Annotated in this window: 24 protein-coding genes and 3 pseudogenes; 16 read left to right on the top strand and 11 right to left on the bottom strand. The window is 52.5% G+C overall.

What is annotated here, in order from left to right:
• Window positions 1–115 precede the first annotated feature (115 nt).
• The 4 genes from TKWG_RS17260 to TKWG_RS17250 all read left to right on the top strand — a co-directional run bounded on the left by TKWG_RS17260 (window position 116) and on the right by TKWG_RS17250 (window position 2340).
• On the top strand, window positions 116–1297 hold the full coding sequence (locus TKWG_RS17260) for an ABC transporter ATP-binding protein (protein WP_148274571.1): 1182 nt from the start codon (window positions 116–118) through the stop codon (window positions 1295–1297).
• Complete coding sequence (locus TKWG_RS17255; protein WP_041709614.1) at window positions 1297–1647, top strand: ATP-binding cassette domain-containing protein; 351 nt, start codon at window positions 1297–1299, stop codon at window positions 1645–1647. Before TKWG_RS17260 ends, TKWG_RS17255 begins: the two co-directional genes overlap by 1 nt.
• Complete coding sequence (locus TKWG_RS23720; RefSeq protein ID WP_014752066.1) at window positions 1647–1796, top strand: ABC transporter ATP-binding protein/permease; 150 nt, start codon at window positions 1647–1649, stop codon at window positions 1794–1796. The genes TKWG_RS17255 and TKWG_RS23720 overlap by 1 nt, the downstream gene beginning before the upstream one ends.
• Before the next feature lie 214 nt (window positions 1797–2010).
• Window positions 2011–2340, top strand: coding sequence for a YegP family protein (locus TKWG_RS17250; RefSeq protein WP_014752065.1), 330 nt, complete (start codon window positions 2011–2013; stop codon window positions 2338–2340).
• An 82-nt stretch (window positions 2341–2422) separates the two neighbouring features.
• Here the strand turns inward: TKWG_RS17250 and TKWG_RS17245 are convergent, their stop codons facing one another.
• A complete protein-coding gene (locus TKWG_RS17245) occupies window positions 2423–3430 on the bottom strand; it encodes a Rossmann-fold NAD(P)-binding domain-containing protein (RefSeq protein WP_014752064.1) in 1008 nt (335 codons plus the stop codon).
• A gap of 104 nt (window positions 3431–3534) precedes the next feature.
• Here TKWG_RS17245 and TKWG_RS17240 point away from each other — a divergent pair, with 104 nt between their 5' ends.
• The 5 genes from TKWG_RS17240 (at window position 3535) to TKWG_RS17220 (ending at window position 8055) form a co-directional block, all read left to right on the top strand.
• Entirely contained in the window at window positions 3535–4182 is a 648-nt protein-coding gene (locus TKWG_RS17240) for a TetR/AcrR family transcriptional regulator (RefSeq protein WP_014752063.1), read from the top strand.
• A gap of 126 nt (window positions 4183–4308) precedes the next feature.
• A complete protein-coding gene (locus TKWG_RS17235) occupies window positions 4309–5187 on the top strand; it encodes a LysR family transcriptional regulator (RefSeq protein WP_407636938.1) in 879 nt (292 codons plus the stop codon).
• Between the two features lie 103 nt (window positions 5188–5290).
• On the top strand, window positions 5291–6070 hold the full coding sequence (locus TKWG_RS17230; RefSeq protein WP_014752061.1) for an aldolase: 780 nt from the start codon (window positions 5291–5293) through the stop codon (window positions 6068–6070).
• Window positions 6071–6124: 54 nt separating this feature from the next.
• Entirely contained in the window at window positions 6125–7453 is a 1329-nt protein-coding gene (locus TKWG_RS17225; protein ID WP_014752060.1) for an MFS transporter, read from the top strand.
• A complete protein-coding gene (locus TKWG_RS17220) occupies window positions 7450–8055 on the top strand; it encodes a 2-hydroxychromene-2-carboxylate isomerase (RefSeq protein WP_014752059.1) in 606 nt (201 codons plus the stop codon). Before TKWG_RS17225 ends, TKWG_RS17220 begins: the two co-directional genes overlap by 4 nt.
• A gap of 19 nt (window positions 8056–8074) precedes the next feature.
• Here TKWG_RS17220 and TKWG_RS17215 read toward each other — a convergent pair whose 3' ends face one another.
• The 4 genes from TKWG_RS17215 to TKWG_RS17205 form a co-directional block, all read right to left on the bottom strand.
• On the bottom strand, window positions 8075–8497 hold the full coding sequence (locus TKWG_RS17215) for a VOC family protein (protein WP_014752058.1): 423 nt from the start codon (window positions 8495–8497) through the stop codon (window positions 8075–8077).
• Window positions 8498–8720: 223 nt separating this feature from the next.
• Entirely contained in the window at window positions 8721–9335 is a 615-nt protein-coding gene (locus TKWG_RS17210; protein ID WP_238534224.1) for an IclR family transcriptional regulator, read from the bottom strand.
• Window positions 9305–9517: a hypothetical protein gene (locus tag TKWG_RS25430; RefSeq protein WP_238534222.1), complete on the bottom strand. Its 213-nt coding sequence runs from the start codon at window positions 9515–9517 to the stop codon at window positions 9305–9307. The genes TKWG_RS17210 and TKWG_RS25430 overlap by 31 nt, the downstream gene beginning before the upstream one ends.
• 18 nt (window positions 9518–9535) lie before the next feature.
• A complete protein-coding gene (locus tag TKWG_RS17205) occupies window positions 9536–10153 on the bottom strand; it encodes a flavin reductase family protein (protein WP_014752057.1) in 618 nt (205 codons plus the stop codon).
• Window positions 10154–10551: 398 nt separating this feature from the next.
• Here TKWG_RS17205 and TKWG_RS27325 point away from each other — a divergent pair, with 398 nt between their 5' ends.
• The 7 genes and pseudogenes from TKWG_RS27325 (at window position 10552) to hpaI (ending at window position 15045) form a co-directional block, all read left to right on the top strand.
• Window positions 10552–10791, top strand: a complete 240-nt coding sequence (locus tag TKWG_RS27325; RefSeq protein WP_407636863.1) for a tripartite tricarboxylate transporter substrate-binding protein — start codon at window positions 10552–10554, stop codon at window positions 10789–10791.
• Complete coding sequence (locus TKWG_RS17200; RefSeq protein WP_407636862.1) at window positions 10737–11333, top strand: Bug family tripartite tricarboxylate transporter substrate binding protein; 597 nt, start codon at window positions 10737–10739, stop codon at window positions 11331–11333. Before TKWG_RS27325 ends, TKWG_RS17200 begins: the two co-directional genes overlap by 55 nt.
• A gap of 27 nt (window positions 11334–11360) precedes the next feature.
• Complete coding sequence (locus TKWG_RS17195; protein WP_014752056.1) at window positions 11361–11756, top strand: RidA family protein; 396 nt, start codon at window positions 11361–11363, stop codon at window positions 11754–11756.
• A complete protein-coding gene (locus TKWG_RS17190) occupies window positions 11749–12621 on the top strand; it encodes an amidohydrolase family protein (protein ID WP_014752055.1) in 873 nt (290 codons plus the stop codon). The genes TKWG_RS17195 and TKWG_RS17190 overlap by 8 nt, the downstream gene beginning before the upstream one ends.
• Window positions 12618–13476 (top strand): annotated as a pseudogene (locus TKWG_RS17185) (fumarylacetoacetate hydrolase family protein). Before TKWG_RS17190 ends, TKWG_RS17185 begins: the two are co-directional and overlap by 4 nt.
• A gap of 3 nt (window positions 13477–13479) precedes the next feature.
• Window positions 13480–14261 (top strand): annotated as a pseudogene (hpaH, locus tag TKWG_RS17180) (2-oxo-hept-4-ene-1,7-dioate hydratase).
• Window positions 14262–14277: 16 nt separating this feature from the next.
• On the top strand, window positions 14278–15045 hold the full coding sequence (gene hpaI / locus TKWG_RS17175) for a 4-hydroxy-2-oxoheptanedioate aldolase (RefSeq protein WP_014752053.1): 768 nt from the start codon (window positions 14278–14280) through the stop codon (window positions 15043–15045).
• A 158-nt stretch (window positions 15046–15203) separates the two neighbouring features.
• On the opposite strand, the gene TKWG_RS27320 is transcribed toward hpaI, so the two are convergent.
• The 6 genes and pseudogenes from TKWG_RS27320 to TKWG_RS17150 form a co-directional block, all read right to left on the bottom strand.
• Window positions 15204–15665, bottom strand: coding sequence for an FAD-dependent oxidoreductase (locus TKWG_RS27320; RefSeq protein WP_407636861.1), 462 nt, complete (start codon window positions 15663–15665; stop codon window positions 15204–15206).
• Window positions 15656–16417, bottom strand: a complete 762-nt coding sequence (locus tag TKWG_RS27315) for an NAD(P)/FAD-dependent oxidoreductase (protein ID WP_407636860.1) — start codon at window positions 16415–16417, stop codon at window positions 15656–15658. Before TKWG_RS27315 ends, TKWG_RS27320 begins: the two co-directional genes overlap by 10 nt.
• 117 nt (window positions 16418–16534) lie before the next feature.
• Window positions 16535–17297, bottom strand: a pseudogene (locus tag TKWG_RS17165) (ABC transporter ATP-binding protein).
• Window positions 17298–17309: 12 nt separating this feature from the next.
• Window positions 17310–18074, bottom strand: a complete 765-nt coding sequence (locus TKWG_RS17160) for an ABC transporter permease (protein WP_014752050.1) — start codon at window positions 18072–18074, stop codon at window positions 17310–17312.
• Window positions 18075–18105: 31 nt separating this feature from the next.
• The gene (locus TKWG_RS17155; protein WP_014752049.1) at window positions 18106–19113 is read right to left on the bottom strand and encodes an ABC transporter substrate-binding protein; all 1008 of its coding nucleotides are present in this window, start codon (window positions 19111–19113) and stop codon (window positions 18106–18108) included.
• A 15-nt stretch (window positions 19114–19128) separates the two neighbouring features.
• The gene (locus TKWG_RS17150; RefSeq protein WP_014752048.1) at window positions 19129–20091 is read right to left on the bottom strand and encodes a LysR family transcriptional regulator; all 963 of its coding nucleotides are present in this window, start codon (window positions 20089–20091) and stop codon (window positions 19129–19131) included.
• Window positions 20092–20317: the final 226 nt, after the last annotated feature.

Below are 20317 nucleotides of genomic sequence, written 5' to 3'. Positions count from 1 at the left end.
GATCGCCTATCACTCCCTGTTCATCGATGCAATTCGGGTCGCCACGAATGGCACTTGACCAACATCATATACAAGTTCTTTAGACTTCGTTACCCTGCGCAGATCTGAAAGGACTGTGATTCTTCAATCCTCTATGAAGAGATCAAATTCATTTTCCGAATATGTATATGCATTCGGTGTAATCAAATCGGGCTATAAATCTTTTATCCCCGGTTTCATTTTTGTATCGCTGATTTTCTATCTTGTTTCCATTTTGGGTGCAATTGTTCCGTGGTTTTTGAAGCAGGCGACGAATGCTTTCACAGTGGATCTGGCTAAAGCAAATACGTTCTATTTGTTTGTTGCTGCCTATGCTGTGTGCTGGACGCTGGCCGAGGTGCTTTCAAATATCAAGGGCGTATTTTCTTCCTGGATCCTGGCCGGTTGTGATGCGACGATAAACAAAGCCTTGCTGGTTCGTGTCATGAGCATGCCTTATTCAGAGCAGGCCCGGCTCAATGCCGGAAAATTGGCTTCGATCATCACCCGGGCGTCCGGCGCATTTACTTCCATTACCGTCTATATATTCTGGACACTTTTTCCCATACTCATTGAATTTCTTGTGGCACTGACGGCGCTTGGGCAAAGCACTAATGCAGTATTCTTAATAAGTTTTTTAATCTGCATCGTTGTACTGACTGCAATTTCGATTGCGATTGCAATACAAAGCCGGGACTTGCACTCATCTCTTTATAAGGTAATGACCGACAGGGATGGTTATATCGTTGAGCGATTGCACTTGCTATACGATATTCGGCTCAATAACGCATATATGAAGGAACGCTGTGTTACCGACCATCACATGAACCAGGTGGTTCGGGCTATCCGGAAATCCAATGTAAAAATGGGTTTGCGGCTAGGTCTGATGGCACTGGCTATTGGCGTGGCATTAGCTGTTTTTACAGCACTATCTGTTTTTGCTGATGACGGTCAGCGTACCACTGCCGGTGATTTCGTGATGATCGCCGGCTATGTAGGCATGCTCACGCTCCAGCTTCGGCTTCTTGCCGGCGCGTTAATTGACCTGGAAAAACAAAAGGTGGCGCTGGCTGACGGCATTGCCTATCTTGAAGAACCAATCCCACAGATTCAATCAGTACAGTCGCCGCGCTTTGCCAGTACTGATTATGTCTTTGAATTAAAGAATGTCTGCATCGAAAAAGATGGGAAAAATATTATCCAGAATCTGAATTACCGGTTCCAGAGCAATAAATTCACTGTAATAAAAGGCGCATCCGGCGCGGTAAAACAAGTCTGATGAATGCGATGCTTGGGCTGGAGCCTGTCGCCGCAGGCCAGATATTATTTAATGGCGTAGCTGTATCTACCGGCATAAGTGCCAGTATTATTGACCAAGTGTCTGTAGCGCCGCAATCGGCTCAAGTGATGAGCGGAACGTTAAGAGACAACGTGTGCTACGGGATTGAATATGAGCCTCCTGCTGATACCATCTTGATCGATATTTTGAGGATACTGAATTTTACAGAACAGGCTTCGACGCGATTGATTAACCTGGATATACGGCTGGACTCAAGGGGCGAGGGCTTAAGTGGCGGGGAACGCCAGCAGATTGCCATCGCCAGGCGATTGCCAGACAAAAGAAAATAATGATCCTGGACGAACCGACTGCTGCCCTTGACCTGGACACTGCAAAAAGAATTATCACATACTTGCGTAGCAGTATTCCGACGTTAATAGTGATCAGCCATGATGATGAGGTGCAGGCAATGGCAGATGAAATTTTAACGCTGGATTAGTTTTTGGTGTCACTGGTTTCATGAGAGTAATAATTACGCTTGCAATTGTAAGAGCGATTAATTCGCGCGCAGTACTTTGATAACACTTTTTATCACATCCGTATTTCCAAAAAATCAAAATTCCGGTAGTATGCTCGCAGGCACTCGACAAAGCGCCTGGCATCACATGACATCACAGTTGTATTCCCAAATAATTCGAATATCGGAGATTTACATGAGTGGAAGCTATGACTTGAAACGCAGTGGCGAGCAGTACATGTTCAATCTGAAGGCTGGAAATGGACAAATTATTCTGACCGGCGAGCGATATGCTGCCAAGGCCGGTGCGTTGGATGGCATCGAATCGGTCCGCAAGAATTCTCCGATAGACGAAAGATATGAGCGAAAAACCGCCACGAATGGTTCTCCGTTTTTTACATTAAAAAGTGCAAATGGCCAGGTAATCGGGCGTAGCGAAATGTATTCCAGCGCCGCTGCCCGCGATAACGGGATTGAGTCGTGCAAGACAAACGGCCCTACTGGGACAACAAAAGACAATACCTGATTTGGCAGGCGCGCTTGCGCAGGGGCGGGTTGACACCGCAAGTGAGTGTCACCCGGGCCGTCCTGCCTGACCAGCACTCACATCACTCCACATCCAACGCCACAACGTTGCCTCCTTCGGCCTGCAAGCGGGACAGATAGCTCGTGTGATCGACAACCTGGAAAGGGAAATACAATCCAGGCGGCGTCGGCGCTTTGCCATCCAGCCCGGCCAGTCGCTCCAGGATCATGCTGACCCCCAATGCAGTCAATGGCGCGGCGCCGCCCGGATGGAACACGGCATGACGAGTGCGTAGCGGGTGCCCGTCGCTATCTTTGCCGGCCATTTCCATAATGATTTCCGTGGATTTCGGTTCGCCGCGACGCCGTGATGAGCTCACACCCATGGCCAGATTAAATTGCACATCCGAGGCGCCGGTGGCGACCGCCAGGCCTGCAACATCAATAGACGAAAAACCGGTGCCTTCCACTTCGGTGCCATCAATCGCTCGGAAGCTGGCTTTAGCCTCCTCGTTATTACGCCAGATATAGCTGCCGTCACGGCGGGTAAGGGCCGCTGGCATCATCCTGCCCAGTCGCTCAAAATCCTCGGCAACTGCCGGACCGCCTGCATCTTCTTCATCCACAAGTGCATTGATCGTGATCTGGTCCAGCCGGGCAAAAGGCTTGGCACACGTGAGCGTAGCGATGGTTGTGGCACCAACCAGCCACTCATAGCCCAGGACAATTGCTGCCGTGCCGGGCGAGTGCATATAGGTTGCCACTTCCGGGGCGATTTCATACACGCCGGAAGAAATGCTCAGATGCGGCACTCCACGACTGTGCGCGAAACGCAGGCTAGCCAGGCGGTGGTCGGCGTAGAAGACTGCAACAGCGCTGACACGACGGTCACCCAGACCTAGATCGTTGGCACGCGCATCAATTGCCACGCCCTCGGCGTTGCCGATCTCGCTGGCCGCCTGGCGGCTTTTTGCCAGATCGCGACCACCGATCAGTAACGGAACATTTGGGTAGTGAGCGCGAAGCGCGCGTGCAGCCTGGCGTCCGATGGCACCAGTACCGCCCATCAGGAGAATAGCGTCTGAAATCATTGTCATATGTCCTTGAAGAAGGTTAGAATCTACTAAAGGTAGGATAAACCTACGAAAAGTAGCTTAACCTACTAATAGTAGGTAGCGCAAGGAGAAATTTGACTGTGCTTGACCAATCCAATCAGAATGCCGCGAAGAAGGCTGCAAAGACGACCTTAACGAAGCCATCAACGACGCAGGCGCGCCGGCTGCCCAAAGAAGCGCGGCGACAGCAGCTGCTTACTACGGCCCTGTTGATCATCCGCGATGAAGGCGCAGATCGGCTGACATTGGGCAACCTGGCCATCCGTGCCGGGGTGTCCAAACCCGTGGTGTACGAACATTTCGGCACGCGCTCGGGCTTGCTTATCGAGTTATACCGGTGGATAGATACCGAGAGGGTAAGCGCATTTCAGGCGGCCATGGCTGCCGAAACGCGGGGCCGGGAAGAGACCATTCGCCTGCTGGCGACCACCTACATCCATTGCGCGACAGACATTACCGATGATTTTCATACCGTGGGTGCAGCGCTGGCCGGAAGCGAAGAGAAGGCGGCCGTGTTTCAGGAACTGCTCAACAACGTGATCATGATGTTCGTCGCCGTCCTCAAGCCTTTCGACACGCTGCCTGCGGGTGAGTTGGAAAAGCGGTGCATTGGATTTGTGGGGGCCGGAGAGGCGCTGTCATCCGCGCTGGTGCGGGGGACGCTGGACGCGCGGGACGCCGAGGCTGTGTTTGCTGCGTTGATTAGCGGCGGGATGGCGGCAAGTTAATGGGGTGTGAAAAGACTTTCCTGGGCGTTCGTTTAAGAGCGATCCGGGAATGTGTTTATCATGGAACGCATTAACAGTTTCATTCAATTTTGCCCGAGGGGAATAATATGTCTTTAGAGGCAGTAGATCGCCGATTGCGTTTTTTTTGTTTCTATTGCAGATTTAGGATCCCTGTCAAAGGCAGCAACGGTCCTGGATCAAACCCAATCGGGGCTGAGTAAACAACTGGCGCTGCTTGAGACCCACGTGGACCAGCGCTTGTTCTTGCGGACCGGGCGGGGATTAAAGCTTACTGAAGCAGGCGAAATCCTGTATGAGGCAGTTAAACCGGCTTTCCTGGAAATTGATCGGGCGATGGATCAGGTGCGCAAGCAAGGCATTACCCAAGGCACGGTGCGGCTGGCGGCTGTGCATACGCTGAGCTATTACTTCACGGCAGATTGCGTTGCCACGTTCGTTAGCAATCGGCCGCATGTCAATCTTTCATTGATGGGCAGAAGCTCGCCAGAAGTGGTGACACTGGTTGAACATGGTAATGCGGAGCTGGGGCTGGTCTATGATTCGGCGGTCGATTCTGATGTGCTCGATTCCACAGCGCTGTTTGAGGAAGACATGGCGCTAATCGTAAGACATGACAGCGCGTTGAGCGGTCCTCAGGATCTGACTAATGCATCACTCCAACTGGTTGGGTTCCCGCCGCACTACGCCTTACGCAAGATGATACATAGCGGCGGACTACAGCCGCATTTTGTGACAGAAGCAGAAACGGTGGACGCTATGTTGAAACTCGTTTCTTCAGGGGTTGGCGATTGCATTCTGCCCTCCAGGATCCCGACAAAAGTACTGGCTGATTATGGTTTGATGAAGGTGAAAATAGAGCTCCCCTTGTTGCGGCGAAGAATGGTGTTGGTCAAGCATCGAGACAAACCGCTTAGCGCGCTGGCCATCGCGCTGGAGCAATGCATCATACAGTTGGCGCAATCCATGAGCGTACAAACGGAATAGCTGCTATGAATTTTGCTTTATAGCTATATTTGATGTGGATCAATAGAATCTGTCATAGAACCTAGAGCGTTCATCGATAAACAGATTATATGGAGGCCACAGCATGAATGCGCCATTAAGAGAAAAATCCTACTTCGATAAGCGGGTAACCCAGGAGATGTCGAAGCATCTGCAAGTTGTAGAGCGGGATACAAAAGAGACAATGGCCTACGCCTGTCGAATCCTGGCCATGACTGAGCAGGAAGCGGGCCTGGCAGGACAGATCAGCGTCCGGTCCGAGCGCCCGGGCGCTTATTGGACCTTGCGTTTTGGCCTGGGGTTTGATGAGGCGAAACCTGAAGACTTCATCGAAGTGGATCGCGATCTGAATACATTGACCGGGGCAGGAATGGCCAACCCCGCGACACGTTTTCATCTGTGGGTCTATGACGCGCGGCCAGATGTCAATTGTATTATTCATACCCATTCGCCCTGGGCGTCGGCACTGGCTGCCGCGCGGCAACCATTGGTGATCTCCCAAATGGATATGACCCCCTTGCATAACGATTGCGCATTTCTGGGGGAATGGCCGGGTGTACCGATTGCTGATGACGAAGGCGTGATTATTTCAGAGGCGCTGGGCGAGAAAAAGGCGATTATCCTGGCCCATCATGGGTATTTGACCGCGGGCACGTCCTGTGAAGAGGCGACCTACCTGTCGGTTTATCTTGAACGCGCGGCCCGTATGCAGATTCGTGCGCAGGCATTTGGCAAGCTGACCCCCGTGGACGACACGCTTGCTGCCGAAGCCCACGACTATCTGCTGAAGACTTCAATCGTCAAGGCAACCTTCAATTACTGGTGCAGACAGACGCATGGCATTGCTGCGCTGGATCTGAAGTAGTTTTTCGACACGTTAAATAGACAATAAAGATCATTATTATTAAAAGGAACCGGGATGGAGAATAATACGACATCCGGGTCTGTCCGTTCGCGCTCGCAATATGTGACGGCAGGCCTGGCAAGCATGATGGGGACAACCATTGAGTGGTACGACTTTTTCTTATACGGAACAGCCGCAGCACTGGTTTTCAATACGATATTTTTTCCTTCTTTCGACCCGCTGACGGGAACGCTGGCGGCGTTTGCCACCTATTCGGTGGGATTCTTTGCCCGACCGCTGGGAGGCGTCATCTTCGGTCATTTCGGCGATAAGGTCGGCCGAAAGTCCATGCTGCTGATTACATTGTTCATGATGGGGATTCCAACCATCCTGATCGGGCTCATTCCTTCGTATGAGTCTATCGGCTACTGGGGCGCGGTCTTGCTGGTGATCATGCGTTTTATACAGGGCATTGCCGTGGGTGGTGAATGGGGAGGCGCCGTATTGATGGCTGTGGAACATGCCCCTGAAGGCAAAAAGGGGTTCTTTGGCAGCCTGCCCCAAGCGGGCGTTGCGCCGGGCTTGATTCTGTCTTCTCTGGCCATGGGTGCAGTGGCGGCCTTACCCAACGAGGACATGCTGGCTTGGGGTTGGAGAATTCCGTTTCTGGCAAGCGTTTTACTGTTGCTGGTTGGCTGGTTTATCCGCGTCAAGGTCGCCGAATCGCCGGATTTTGAGCGCATGCAAAAGAAAGGCGAGAAGGTTGAGATGCCGGCCATGATCGTGCTCAAGAAATACCCGAAAGAAGTCCTTGTGGTCGTGGGCGGTAGGCTTGCCGAAGTGACCTGGTTCTATACCGTGGTCACCTTTGCCCTGGCCTATGCCACCAATACGCTTGGCTTTGACCGGATGGTGATGCTGGACGCCACTATCTGGGGCGCATTGGTCGCATTGTTTACTATGCCGCTGTTTGGTATTCTTGGCGATCGCCTGAGTTTTAAATGGGTATTCATGGCGGGTTCCGTCGGTATACTGTTGTTTGCGCCCGTGTTCTTCTCCATGCTCGCCAGCCAGAGCGTCGCCTCAATCAATATGGCAATGATAATCGCAATCGGGTTAGTCTACGCCTGCCTGTATGGTCCGGAAGGGAGCCTTTTTTCTGCTCAGTTTCCGCCTGCAGTCAGATACAGCGGCATATCGATTGCGGTGCAAGTGTCCGGCGCTATCGGCGGTGGCCTGGCTCCACTGATCGCAACCTCACTGCTTGCCTACGGCGATGGCAATCCCCGTTATATCGTGTGGTACTTGAGCGGTTTGGGTGTCATTGCCATTATCAGCTCATTCTTCATGCATGGCCCCGCCAAATTTGCAACGCTCACAGAAATGAAAGAGGCGCGGTCATGAATGACAAAACCATAGACTATTATTTTTGGCTGAACTCAGACTGGGCCTATTTGGGAGCTGATCGCCTGCAAGGTATTGCCGACAAATATGACGTGGCGATCAACTACAAACCGGTGGATCTTCCTGATGTCTACGCCAGGACGGGCGGGATGCTACTGCATCAGCGCTCGCCCGAACGCCAGGCCTATCGCGTTGCGGAATTGAAGCGGTGGTGCAGAAAGCTGGGTATTCATATTAATCCACATCCCAGGTATCTGTGTCCTAATGCAGATCTGGCGTCTTGCATGGTGATCGCAGCAAGCCAGAGCGGGGCTGATATCACTGCGTTGTACAAAGCCATCCTTCGAGCTGAATGGTGCGAAGATCAGGATATTTCATCCGACATAACCCTGATCGATATCGCGAACAAACAGCGCCTGGATGGCCAAGCGCTTGTGAACCAGGCGCGCACGCCGCAGATCCTGTCGCTTTACCGACAATATACCGACGAAGCTGTGGGCTGCGGAATATTCGGTTCTCCTTCGTATGTCTTTCAGGATGAACTGTTTTGGGGGCAGGACAGGTTGGACATGCTGGAAGAGGCAATACAAAGGGCAGGCTGAGTTTTTGGCTGCCCTGGGCCTAGCGTAGCGCTTGTCCCATGCCGATCAGATTGCCCTCGCTATCCTTGAACCATGCGGCTAACTCTCCCTTTCCGCCTTTGCTCGCATAGTTTCCCGCGATCTCTGCGATCCCGTTAACGGTTTTCAATTCAGGTGAGTCATAGCTTTCAAAGACGACTCCTCGCGCTCGCAGCGCAGTAACTGCCGCTCGAAGATCGGTTACTTCCAGTCCCATCTGAGTATGTGTGCCAGACGAAGCACCACTGGAGGCGAACAGCCCGAATGCGTTGTTTCCGCAAAAGTATAGATATCCGCCAGGGCGTGCCTCGTCGGGCTCCAGGCCAAGTTTTTCAGAATAGAATCGTCGCGCCCGTTCCAGATCTTGCGCTGGCAGCCGGGCTGCAACGCTGCTGTACTCGAATCCGTCGACATTGGTTTGCATGCTGATTGCCTCCCGTAGCGGCGTTGAATTTGCTGTCGGGTAAAAAACATCGGAATATCCGCTACAGCTTGAATTATTACGCATTCTGATGTGTTGCAGTGAACAGGGTAACAAGTTCCGACATCGTATCGATGTTCCCTGCGGTGCTAGCTATGGTTGTCCGGTTAACGTATACAGCGGGGCTTGGATTGCTGTTCGGAGTTGTTTTGCAATGATATATACCTTATCCGGAATGCATATCTGCATGACGGCTAAGTTGCTCGGCCTGTCCTTTCATCTGCTCCACAACATATGACAGGCGTGATGTATCGAGTCGATTTGACATTGCAGTGATGGTCAGCGCTGCCTGGGCTTGTCCCGCTGCATTGACGACCGGTACCGCAACGGCGCTGGTACCGGACATCACGCCATTCTGTACATAGGCATAGCCCAGTTCTTTGGCCAATTGCACTCTGTCCATCAGTTGCTCTGGTGTCAGTGAACTCTGTGCCAGGCGTTTGGCATTGGCAACAATGATTTGCCGCAAGTCATCTTGCGACAGGCAGGAAAGAATGGCCACGCCCGAGACGCCAGCGCCTAGCGGTCGTCGTGCACCGACATCAATGGACAAGACCTGGATAGGATGATGGCCTGTCTGGCGGGCGATACAAATCGAATCCAGTCTATGCCTTATGCTCAGGAATGCCGTATCGCCGATGCTTTGCGCCAGATGCCCCAGGCAGGTCGGCGCCGCCGATAGCAGGGGGAACCGTTTTCTGCGGGCAAGGCCCAGTAACGTCAATTCATTGCCAATCAGGTATCGACGCGTTAGCGGATCCTGTTCAACCGCCTGTTCCACAAGCAGCGTTTTAAGAATACGGCGTGCGGTAGCCTGTTCAGGCCAGAAATATTGACAATATCGGTCAAACGCACGCCATGCTCCTGACCACAGGCAACCAGTCTCAGAATCTGCATGGCGCGGGAAACAGTCTGACTTGCTGGTTGCGCCGTTTCGGCATCTTCGCTATCGTCAGCATTCATGATTTGTCCTTATGATAGTTAAAGCACTGTTTTGGGGGTTTGTGACACCGCCTGCAAGGTAACCACTTTTCCGAGCGTGGCGTAGTTTGGACCGCCAAGACGGCAAATGGGACGCAAGATCGTACTGTCGATTTTCCCATCATTGAGCAAGCCATCTCGGATATGCCACACCCGGATCTCTCCAACAAAAAACTCCGCACCCGTATCTCCGTATGGCGTCACGCTGTGCAGCCGGCATTCCATACTAATCGGGGCGGCCACAAGACGAGGTACCGGCATTGACTCGCCAGGCAGGGTTTCAAGATCAAGCAACTGCGTTTCACTGATCTGCGGCGGATATTCTCCGGCGCTCTGGTGCAATGGTTCCAGCAGGGTTTCATCTGCAATATTGACGACGAAATGGCTGTTGAAAAGGATATTTGTAGCGGTGTCTTTGCGTACCCCCGCCTTGCGACCAATGTTTATACCGATCATGGGCGGCATGTTGGAAACAATGGTATAGCAACTGAATGGCGCTACATTGGTCAGGCCAGTCTCGGACAACGTGCTTACCCAGGCGATAGGGCGTGGCACGACGATACCGGTCAATAACTTATAGGTCTGCTCCGGACCCATGCTGTCTGCATAAATTTTCATAGGATGGCACCACTAGAAATATGTCCAAATAATAACCGTCATTGCCAGGAAAAACACATGGCAAACGGTATGATGCCCCAGATTTGCATGATGCTGTGAATGCAGAATTGATTTTTAGTCCGCTATTTGGACGTAATGCTGTTTCTCATGTTGTCCCCGGACGCCAACCCTTGCTATCTTTTTCTACACGGTTCCACCATTGATTACAGGAAGAGACAAATGCAAGCACTAAAAATGGTAACGGCCTTATCCATACTCTTGACCTCGACTGCGTATGCCGACACCTGGCCTTCAAAGCCAGTCACCATCGTTGTTCCCTATCCCCCCGGAGCAACGTAGATGTTGCCGCCAGACTGATTGCTCCCGGACTGGCGAAAGCTTTTGGCAAGCCATTTATCGTGGAAAACAAGGCTGGTGCCGGCGGCATGATTGCGGCAGAGTATGTGGCAAAGTCCAAACCGGACGGGTACACGTTCTTCATGGCGGCCAATGGACCGCTGCTTTACAGTCCGATTATTTTCAATCGTGATTCCTATCACTGGGACAGGGATTTCGAAGCAGTCACATCGGTCTCCATGACCCAATGGTGCTGCAGGTTCGTCCAGGGCTACCGATCAAAACAGTCACTGAACTCATAGACTACGCAAAACAGCATCCTGGCAAGCTGAATATGGCTTCGCCAGCGCGCGGTACATCCAATCATTTGATGAGCGAAATGCTGCTCGCGAAAACGGGGGCCAAATGGATGACGGTTCATTACAAAGGCAATTCACCTGCCCTAACCGATTTGCTGGGCGGGCAGGTTGACTTCAGCTTTGACCAGATGTCCGTGGCCTTGCCCTATTTAAAGGAAGGCAAGCTGCGTCCGCTTGCCGTCACATCAGAAAAGCGACTGGCCAGCCTGCCGAATGTGCCGACCCTGGTTGAATCTGGTATTGCAGATGCGGTTGCCTATACCTTTACCGGCTTGATGGCGCCCAAAGGCACGCCTGACGACATTCGCGACAAATTAAGCGCTGCAACGACTGCGGTCTTGAAGGATCCTGCGATTATTCAGCGCTTTGAGACGCTCGGCGCCGAAGCCCACAGCATGACGCCTGATGACTTTAAGGCGTATCTGAAGAAAGAAGACGAGCGGTGGGTACCTATTATCAAAAACGCGAACATCAGTGTGAACTAGGAACAGAACATGTCAGGAGAAATGAATATGGCAAAAAGAAAGAGTATCTACGCGCAAGGGTTCAGTCATAAGAACCCGATTCCGGCGGCCTGCCAGATTGGCTGCATGGTGTTTTCGGGCAGCATTCAGGGAACGGATCCCTCAACCGGTGAGTACGGTTCGACGATAGAGGAGCAAAGCCGGCTTATGTTTGATCATGTGAAACGTATCTGCAGTGCCGCCAGTCTGGAACCCACGGACATTATCAAGATGCATGTGTGGATGAACGATCGGTCGCAACGCGCAGCCTTGAACAAAGAATGGCTGGCGCTCTTTCCCGATCCCGATTCAAGGCCGGCCAGGCACACCATGCAGGCCAGCCTGGATGGTGGCAAATTACTGGAGTGCGACTTCATTGCCGTGAAGGGGGAAGCAAATGCCTGATTATCTTGCCCCTGACCCAAACCCACATTCGCCCAATCCCAAACCGCCTGCCAACAGTTGTGATTGTCAGTTCCATGTATTCGGACCGGCAACCAAATATCCCGTCAGGGCCGGCGCGGCCTATGAAATGCCCACGGCCACGATAGAAGTGGCATTGCAATTGCATCGAACGTTGGGAATACAAAGAGGTGTGATTGTCCAGGCAACCACCTACGGGGCCGACCATCAAGTGGTCCTGGACGCACTGGAGGCGGCCGGACCGGGCTACCGAGGTTGTGCCAATGCACTGGTGCTGCTTGAAGGCAGTGACAGTGATCTCGAAAAGCTCGATTCGGCAGGCATAAAAGGGGCCCGCTTCAATCGCCAGGGACTTGGCGTGAGCATGTCGGAACAAGAATTTGATCATGCGATCGCACGCATTCGGGAACTGGGCTGGTACGCGAAGTTTCAGCCTGAAGCGACCGGCATCATGGATCAACTTGCCATGTTTCAGTCGCTGGACATTCCGGTGATGCTGGATCACATGGGGCGTCCCGATCCTCGCTCAGAAAGCGCCGACCCTAGCCTGAACGCTGTTCTGGAGTTACTCAAAAAAGGCAACTTCTGGGTCATGCTTTCTCTGACAGAAAAGGTATCACGCGCTGGTGCGCCCTGGAATGATGTCATTCCCATTGCACAGGCCTATATTGAGGCAGCGCCGGATCGTGTCGTATGGGGGAGCGACTGGCCGCACCCGGTGTCGGTCAAGCAGCCGCCAAACGAGGGTGATCTGATCGAACAACTGTACCGCTATGCGCCTTCCGAGGCCTTGCTTAAAAAAATACTGGTTGATAATCCAGCCGCCTTCTTTGGATTTGAGAAATGAAGATAGTTTCTTTTGCGATACAAAACAGAGCGCGATTCGGCGTGGTCATTGAACATGAGGTTGTTGATCTGACCGACGCTTTCGGTCCGGATATCAGTACCGTCAATGCACTGCTGGGCAGCGACAAGCTGGCAAGTGTCGTTCAATCGCTGCCTGATGGTGCGCCACGTTACACCCTGGAAGAACTGCATTATCTGCCGCCTATACCCAACCCAGGGAAAATCATTTGTGTGGGGGTCAATTATCACCATCGCAATGAAGAATATAAAGACGGCACCGCAGCACCTGCCTATCCCAGCGTCTTCCCACGGTTCGCGTCATCCATGACCGGCCACGGACAGCCGCTGATTTGCCCGGTTGAAGAGTCCGAGCAGCTTGATTACGAGGCGAAATTGCAATCGTGATCGGAAAGCGCGGCCGGCGCATTCCGCAGCAGCAGGCGCTATCTCATATTGCAGGCCTGACGTGTCTGAATGAAGGCAGCGTACGTGACTGGTTAAAACACGGAAAATTTAATGTCACGCAGGGAAAGAACTTCGATCAGAGTGGCTCTGCCGGGCCCTGGCTGGTTACTGCCGACCAATTCCCTCGTTATGACAATCTTGAAGTGATCACACGGGTGAATGGCGAAGAACGTCAGCGCGATACCACCGCGAACTTGATGTTCTCTTTCGAGTATCTGATCCATTACATTTCCCGGTGGACGACGCTGGAGCCTGGGGACGTGATCTCTACCGGCACGCCGACGGCGCCGGGATTCGATACGATCCGCCGAAGTTTCTTCGGGAAGGGGACGTGGTGGAAGTGGAGGTGCCGACAATCGGCATTCTGAAAAATACTGTCAGAAATGGATGAATGATGCTCAGCAAGCAAATACACAAGAAAGCAATGCGCCTGTTGCTGGATGCAGAAAAAAATGCAACACCCGTTGCGCAGCTGGACGAAACTTTTCCTGGGTTGCAGATCGCCGACGCTACGAGATACAGAAACTGGTCATTGCTGACAAGATAGCGCATGGCGCCGTCCTGCGCGGACACAAGATTGGCCTGACATCCAGGGCAATGCAATCGACGCTTGGCATCAATGAGCCTGATTACGGCCATTTGCTGGATAACATGTTCTATTACGACGGTGATCGAATTGCCGCAGACCGCTTTATTGTGCCGCGCGTTGAAGTGGAGTTGGCGTTTGTCCTTGGAAAGGCGCTCAAGGGCCCGAACGTGTCGCTATTTGATGTTCTGGAAGCCACCGACTTTATACAGCCCGCGCTTGAACTGGTTGACGGACGTACCCGGTATCCACGACGGATTGTTGACAATATCGCGGACAATGCTGCTTCTGCTGCGGTTGTGCTGGGTGGCCGGGTCGTGCGGCCCATGGACATTGACCTTCGCTGGGCCAGTGCGCTTTTGTATAAAAATGGCACTATCGAAGAATCGGGCGTATCTGCTGCGGTTCTTGGGCACCCTGCAATGGGGGTCGTATGGCTGGCGAACAAAATCGCTGATTTTGGCGGTGTCCTGGAAAAAGGGCACATCATACTGGCCGGATCCTTCACCCGTACCGTTCCTGTCACTAAAGGCGATGTGATTCACGCAGACTTCGGCACGCTGGGGAGCATCTCTGTCAGTTTTACCTGATCAAGGGAGAGTCGCAATGATTGCAGGCAAGAACAAATTCAAGCAGGCATTGGCCCATGGGCAGCATCAGTTGGGGTTGTGGGTGTCCTTGTGTAACGCGTACAGTGCCGAAATTGTAGCTGGCGCAGGGTTTGACTGGCTTTTGCTGGATACCGAACATTCGCCGAACGAGGTCTCTGGTGTGCTTGCCCAGTTGCAGGCGGCGGCGCCTTATCCCGTATCGGCAGCCGTGCGGCCCTCATGGAACGATGCAGTCCAGCAAAAGCGCTTTCTTGATATCGGTACGCAGACCTTGTTGATCCCTTATGTTCAGAATGCAGAAGAGGCCGCCAGGGCGGTGGCCGGCATGCGCTATCCGCCACGAGGCAACAGGGGCGTGGGCGGGACCATGCGCGCCAGTGATTTCGGCAGGCAAAAGACATACATGCACGAGTGCGAAAATGAACTTTGTTTACTGGTGCAGGTAGAAACGCAGGAAGGGCTCGATAACCTGGAGGCCATTGCCCGGGTAGATGGCGTGGACGGCGTGTTTATTGGTCCGGCAGATCTATCGGCCAGCATGGGACATTTGGGCAACCCTGGTCATCACGAAGTGCAAAGTGCGATAGAGGATGCGATCCGTCAGGTTCGGGCGCTTGGTAAAGCGCCCGGCATCCTTACATTGGACACGCAATTGGCCCGCCACTACATGGAATGCGGGTCGCTGTTTACGGCCGTGGGTATGGACGTTGCGTTACTGGCTAGAGCGGCCGATCAGTTGGCGGCAGCATTTTCCTTGTCTTAAACAAACAAGATTAAATAACACCAGCCGCAACGGCTTTTTGTGAGTGCTATAGCTGATACTGCCGATAAGAATCCATTGCAGCACTTGCCGGCAGATACACCCCCGACTTTGTTCAAGGTTAAAGTGCCCATCATGAATGAACACCCTAATCCCTGAACCTATCTTTCAGCTCCCGCCTTGCGCTTTTGCAGATATATGGCGGTTTTTACCGCTGCGCCCCGCAGCGGCTCGGGTGGAAGCCAGTTCGGTTTATCCATGGCCAGAACATCTACAAGTTCCTGGGTGCGATGGCCCATTATCAGCTCCGCAAGTAATTTTCCGTAGCAGGTGCCTTTTAGTACGCCTGCGCCATTGCATCCGACGGACGCATAAAGATTTGGCGACATTTCGCCAAAATAGGTCGCGCCGTTACGCGTTAGCGCCGTTGCTCCGCCCCACAGGTGTTCGAATCGATGGCTTTTCGCTGCGGGGTAGCGTCGGCGATAGCAATCAGTCAACAGTTCCAGCACGGTACTTTCGGTCTGTGGCTTTTCATAAGAATAGGCGCTTCGTACCATAAAGCGCTTGTTTTGGATTTTCCGTAACGTGGTGCCCATACGGTTCGCTGGAATCAGCCCCATTCGGGCTCGCTTCCGTGCAACGCGAGCTGCTGTGCATCCAGCTCGGGTGTAATCGCCGCGTAGGTGAAGATCGTGAACATCCGGTCTTTCAGAAAACCCAGTTTGCGCGCAAAGCCGTTGTTGGCAACAATGATTTTTCCCCCGCGAATCAGGCCTTGTGCGGTGAGAACCCCTTGTTCCCGACCCTGCTCGACCGACAAAACGGGGCAGTTCTCCACCAATGTGACATTGGCGGGCAAGTTGTCGGCCAGGCCGCGAATGAGCGCAGCAGGCTGCATAAAAATATTGCTATTGGTTTGAATGGCGTAGCGGTAATATTGAGTGCCCAGACGTTCGGATAGTTGGGCCTGAGAGATCTCCTGGTATGGCACACCCCATTTGTCATATTGACGTGCAGTGTTTTGCAGGCTGATGGCCCCTTCCGCGGTGGCTGCGCCGTGATACTTTCCCTTGGGATTCCAACCGCAATCAATCTGATACAAATCCACCAGTCCCTTGAGCCAGCGTAACCCGCCGTCATAGACTCGGATTTGCTTTTGCGCCACCTCTGCCGGGCTGATATGGCCCGACATATTGGTGTTATGAGGCAAGGCGATGACGAACCCTGAATTTCGGGCTGACGAGCCCTCTCCAACGACACCAGCCTCGAGGACCAGGATACTGGCGGACGCATTCAATTCTGCCAGCCTGCGCGCTGCGGCCAATCCGGTGTATCCGGCCCCGATAACGATAAAATCGTACTTGCTTTGCATCGAAATATTTGTCTTCGCTGTTCGCGCAGGCAACAGAGAGTTCCACCCGGACCGACTTTCGTAGACGGGGTAAGTTGTTCTAGACGACATGTTTAACCTTGATGTTTTTATAGAAAACTATGCACGAGCTTCCAGGCTTTTTTGGACTTCGTGTTGGACCGTGTCCCAGATCTGCGCTTTGAGTTCGTTGAACCGTGGTGACAGTTGAACACTCGCATTACGGGGGTGAGGCAGGTCATTGGGGATGTCCTGTACCACCTTGCCAGGCTTGGATCCCAGCACAATAACGCGGGTCGACAGTAGCAGGGCCTCATCAATTGAATGGGTAATGAACACAATTGTCTTGCCGCTTTGCTCGTAAATCCTGATCAGTTGCTCTTGCAGCACTTGTCGTGTCATTGCGTCCAGGGCGGCAAAGGGTTCATCAAGCAGAATCACATCCGGGTCGTTGGCAAGCACACGTGCAATGGAAACGCGCTGGCGCATGCCGCCGGACAAGGCTTTGGGAAAGGCGTCTTCGAAAGATTGCAATCCGACCATATCGATATATTTCTGTGCAATTTCGTGCCGCTCTTTCTTGGCAATCCCTCTGAGCTTTAATCCGAAAGCGACGTTTTCCAGCACAGTCATCCAGGGAAACAATGCGTATTGCTGAAAGACCATGCCACATTGAGGATCCACGTCTTTTACTTCATGCCCATTGACGATAACTCTGCCTGTGGATGGGCGCACAAACCTGCAACCAGGTTTATCAGGTCGATTTGCCGCAACCGGAAGCCCCCAGCAGCACCACGAATTCGCCTTTCTTGACCTCAATATTCACTTTATCCAGAACATTCAGTGTTCCGTAACTCTTGCTCACATTCTCAATGCTTATCATGTCAATCCTCCTCTAGCGCTGCCAGCGCAAAACCCGGTTTTCAATACGGCGCAGAATCACGTCAATAATCAATACTGTGATACTGATCATGACCATGCCCAGGACAACCGTGTCGGTCTGGAAGAACTCTTTACCGTTCATGATCATGAATCCGAGTCCTTCTTTGGCTGAAACAAGTTCTGCGGAGATAACGCAGGTCCAGGACAAGCCCAGGATGATCTTGAAGCCGCTGATGATCTGCGCAAGACTTGCGGGTAAAATGACTTCGCGCATGACCTGGAACCGGCTCGCGCCCAGGTTGCGGGCAGCCAGTACCAATACCTGGTCAACATTGCGTGTGGCTTCGATCACGTAAAGCAGTGCCGGCGCGATTGTCCCCATGAAAACAATGCTGTACTTCTGAGTTTCTGTAATGCCGAACCAAAGAAGGGACAGCGGAATCCAGCTCATGGAAGGCAGGGGCCGAATCAGCGAAATAATAGGATCAAACACGGCGCAGAATCGGCGGGAAGTGCCTAGCACCAGCCCCAGGGGAATGGAAATGGCTACGGCTAGCGCAAAGCCGATCATCACCCTGCGTGTGGAGGCCAGCACATGTGACATCAATATCCCATCGTTCAGGGTTCGGATGCCGCGCAAGACCACTTCGGTCGGGGAAGGAAGAAAGATGGGATCGACCAGCCCGAAGCGACACACCATTTCCCAAACTGAAACGAAAACGACGACCGATATGCAACTGATCAGGACGAGTTCCCGTTTTTTGGAAACGTAAGACATACTAGAATACTCCTGGTATTTTGTAAAAATCTCAAATGAAATTCGGGTTGATCCAGTCGCTCACTTTGGGAGCGCTGTCCAGTTGTTTGTAGGTAACCAGCATTTCGGCCAGCTTTTGCAGGCCTGTGACAAATTTTCCGTCTTTAGCCATCAAGTCCTTTTGCTGGTCCAGGGTGTACCATTCGGCTCCCTTAATTGTTTGCAATTGCTCTGCATCGTTCAGATTGGTCAGCTTTTTGAGAATCGGCACCGCCTTTTCGGGCGTGTTTTTCAGAACTTCGCATGATTGAAAATAGGCTTTGATAAAGCTTTTGACCGCCTCCGGGTTTGACTCGGCATAGGATTTCTTTACAACCAACAGATCGGGGCCCGGCGTCGTTCCGAACTCCTTGTACAGGCTGAAACTTGTGTCATCGGCCAGCAGTTTGACGCCTGGCATTGAGGACAGAATGTTAAATTGCGGGGTCCATGCGGCGCAGGCATCGATCTGACCGGACTTCATCGCGGCAATGATCTCGGGTCCGGAGATATTGATAACGTTAATATCCTTGTCTGGCGTCAAGCCGCTGGATGCAATCAAGTCCAGCACCAAAAGATGCGTGCTGGATGCAAAGGCCGTGCCAATCGTTTTGCCTTTTAGGTCTGCGATGCTGTTGATGCCTTCCTTGACGAACAGCCCCTCAACCTTTCCGAAATTTTCCGGTACACCGACCACATAGAACTGCTTCACACCGCGCGCCATCAGCGCCATCGTTGAAATGGAGCCAAATCCAGCCAAATCGACGTCTCCGGCCATCATTGCGCTGAGTCGTGCAGAGCCGGTTACAAACGATTCCCAGCGCAAATCAATGCCTTCTTTCTTGAGCAGGCCATTTTCGATTGCCAGATACGTGGGATAGTGCGAAAGCCATGGAGAGCCCCCATATGCCATTTTTTGCAGCTCTTTTGCCGAGGCAAAAAGCCCGGTTCCCGCCAGGCCAATAGCGCCAGCACCTGCGAGGGTATTTTTCAGAAAAACGCGACGATTAGTTGATGTCACTTTGACCTCCTTTAGTCAATATAGATTTTGAGTACTTTTTAACCATGGAATCTTTGTCTGCAATTGGGGCAGAACATGCTGCTCCAGTGCCTGACGACTGCTTCGATAGATTTTCTCTGCTGCATCTTCGTTTTCTCCTCTTCGGGAGATCAAATAAACTGTTCGCTGCAATGCGGGGCCGGGCAGCGGCAGAACGGCGACTTTGTCCCAGAACGACAACCCCTGCGCGACGCATAGTGGCGAGGTGATTGTCCATCCCAGCCCTGAAGCCACCATCGCCATGACCACATCTGCGGAATCAATTTCCAGATAATGGGGAATACTTACATTGCACCGACGCACATAGCGCTCGATCTGTCCACCGTAATGAGAGCGTGAAGCAAATCGAATAAAAGGCATGGCCTGTGCGCACGCATTCAGATCCCGTTTTGCGATCTGGGCTTCCTTTTCTTTCGATACAACTATCAGGAACGGCTCTTGATAAAGCTTGGTTCTGACCAGATCGTCCATGTCCTCGACAGGATCGGACGACACAATGAGATCCAGCTGGCGGTTCAACAGACCATTTGAATGGGTATGGGAAAGCCCCGACCATGCCAGGATGCGGCTGGTGTTGGTCACCATCGATTTCAGAACGTACGGCCCCACCGTTGCGGAAAACGAATCAATCATGCCCAACCGAATCTCCACCTGGTTGAACAACGCCGCTTCGCGTGTCTGCGCAATAAGCCGGTCCATGTCCTCCACGATCTGCTTGGCCTTGCGACTGAGGGAAATGCCGGCCGGCGTCAGTTTGAACGGTCGCCGCTTGCGATCAATCACTTGTGTCTTGAGGATCTCCTCAATATTGGAGACCACCTGAGATACCGCTGATTGGCTGATGCCAAGCTCTTTGGCGGCATGAGAAAAGTTGCCATGCGTAGCGAGTACCTCAAAAACCCTTAATGCTTTAATATCCAAGGAAGTGGCCTTGGTCATGTCTGCCTCCATTTTTTTATTAGCAATATACGGTACAAAGCGAAATTATCCTAGACTACGGCCCATACCATAAGTGAAAATTATAGTAAGTCATATTTGTACTAATGATGAGGGGTGAAAATGGGCTTGTCGGCATGACATTGAGCTCAACGCGGCGCGATTAACACAAATGACGGTGTAATTAGGAACGGCTAGGCGCTGGGTTGGTGTTGCTCTTGCGGCCCCC

Origin of the sequence: Advenella kashmirensis WT001 (assembly GCF_000219915.2) — a bacterium.
In the GTDB taxonomy this organism is placed as follows: Bacteria; Pseudomonadota; Gammaproteobacteria; order Burkholderiales; family Burkholderiaceae_B; genus Advenella; species Advenella kashmirensis.
The sequence above is the reverse complement of the archived record's forward strand: the minus strand, read 5'-3'. Positions and strand labels throughout refer to the sequence as shown.

Coding starts and splice junctions, on each gene's coding strand:
- TKWG_RS17160 (WP_014752050.1), bottom strand. CDS start 18,074: ATGTCTTACGTTTCCAAAAAACGGGAACTCGTCCTGATCAGTTGCATA.
- TKWG_RS17230 (WP_014752061.1), top strand. CDS start 5,291: ATGAATGCGCCATTAAGAGAAAAATCCTACTTCGATAAGCGGGTAACC.
- TKWG_RS17220 (WP_014752059.1), top strand. CDS start 7,450: ATGAATGACAAAACCATAGACTATTATTTTTGGCTGAACTCAGACTGG.
- TKWG_RS23720 (WP_014752066.1), top strand. CDS start 1,647: ATGATCCTGGACGAACCGACTGCTGCCCTTGACCTGGACACTGCAAAA.
- TKWG_RS17150 (WP_014752048.1), bottom strand. CDS start 20,091: ATGACCAAGGCCACTTCCTTGGATATTAAAGCATTAAGGGTTTTTGAG.
- TKWG_RS17190 (WP_014752055.1), top strand. CDS start 11,749: ATGCCTGATTATCTTGCCCCTGACCCAAACCCACATTCGCCCAATCCC.
- hpaI (WP_014752053.1), top strand. CDS start 14,278: ATGATTGCAGGCAAGAACAAATTCAAGCAGGCATTGGCCCATGGGCAG.
- TKWG_RS17255 (WP_041709614.1), top strand. CDS start 1,297: ATGAATGCGATGCTTGGGCTGGAGCCTGTCGCCGCAGGCCAGATATTA.
- TKWG_RS27320 (WP_407636861.1), bottom strand. CDS start 15,665: ATGGGGCTGATTCCAGCGAACCGTATGGGCACCACGTTACGGAAAATC.
- TKWG_RS17245 (WP_014752064.1), bottom strand. CDS start 3,430: ATGATTTCAGACGCTATTCTCCTGATGGGCGGTACTGGTGCCATCGGA.
- TKWG_RS17215 (WP_014752058.1), bottom strand. CDS start 8,497: ATGCAAACCAATGTCGACGGATTCGAGTACAGCAGCGTTGCAGCCCGG.
- TKWG_RS17200 (WP_407636862.1), top strand. CDS start 10,737: ATGGTGCTGCAGGTTCGTCCAGGGCTACCGATCAAAACAGTCACTGAA.
- TKWG_RS27315 (WP_407636860.1), bottom strand. CDS start 16,417: ATGCAAAGCAAGTACGATTTTATCGTTATCGGGGCCGGATACACCGGA.
- TKWG_RS17250 (WP_014752065.1), top strand. CDS start 2,011: ATGAGTGGAAGCTATGACTTGAAACGCAGTGGCGAGCAGTACATGTTC.
- TKWG_RS17205 (WP_014752057.1), bottom strand. CDS start 10,153: ATGAAAATTTATGCAGACAGCATGGGTCCGGAGCAGACCTATAAGTTA.
- TKWG_RS25430 (WP_238534222.1), bottom strand. CDS start 9,517: ATGAATGCTGACGATAGCGAAGATGCCGAAACGGCGCAACCAGCAAGT.
- TKWG_RS17225 (WP_014752060.1), top strand. CDS start 6,125: ATGGAGAATAATACGACATCCGGGTCTGTCCGTTCGCGCTCGCAATAT.
- TKWG_RS17195 (WP_014752056.1), top strand. CDS start 11,361: ATGGCAAAAAGAAAGAGTATCTACGCGCAAGGGTTCAGTCATAAGAAC.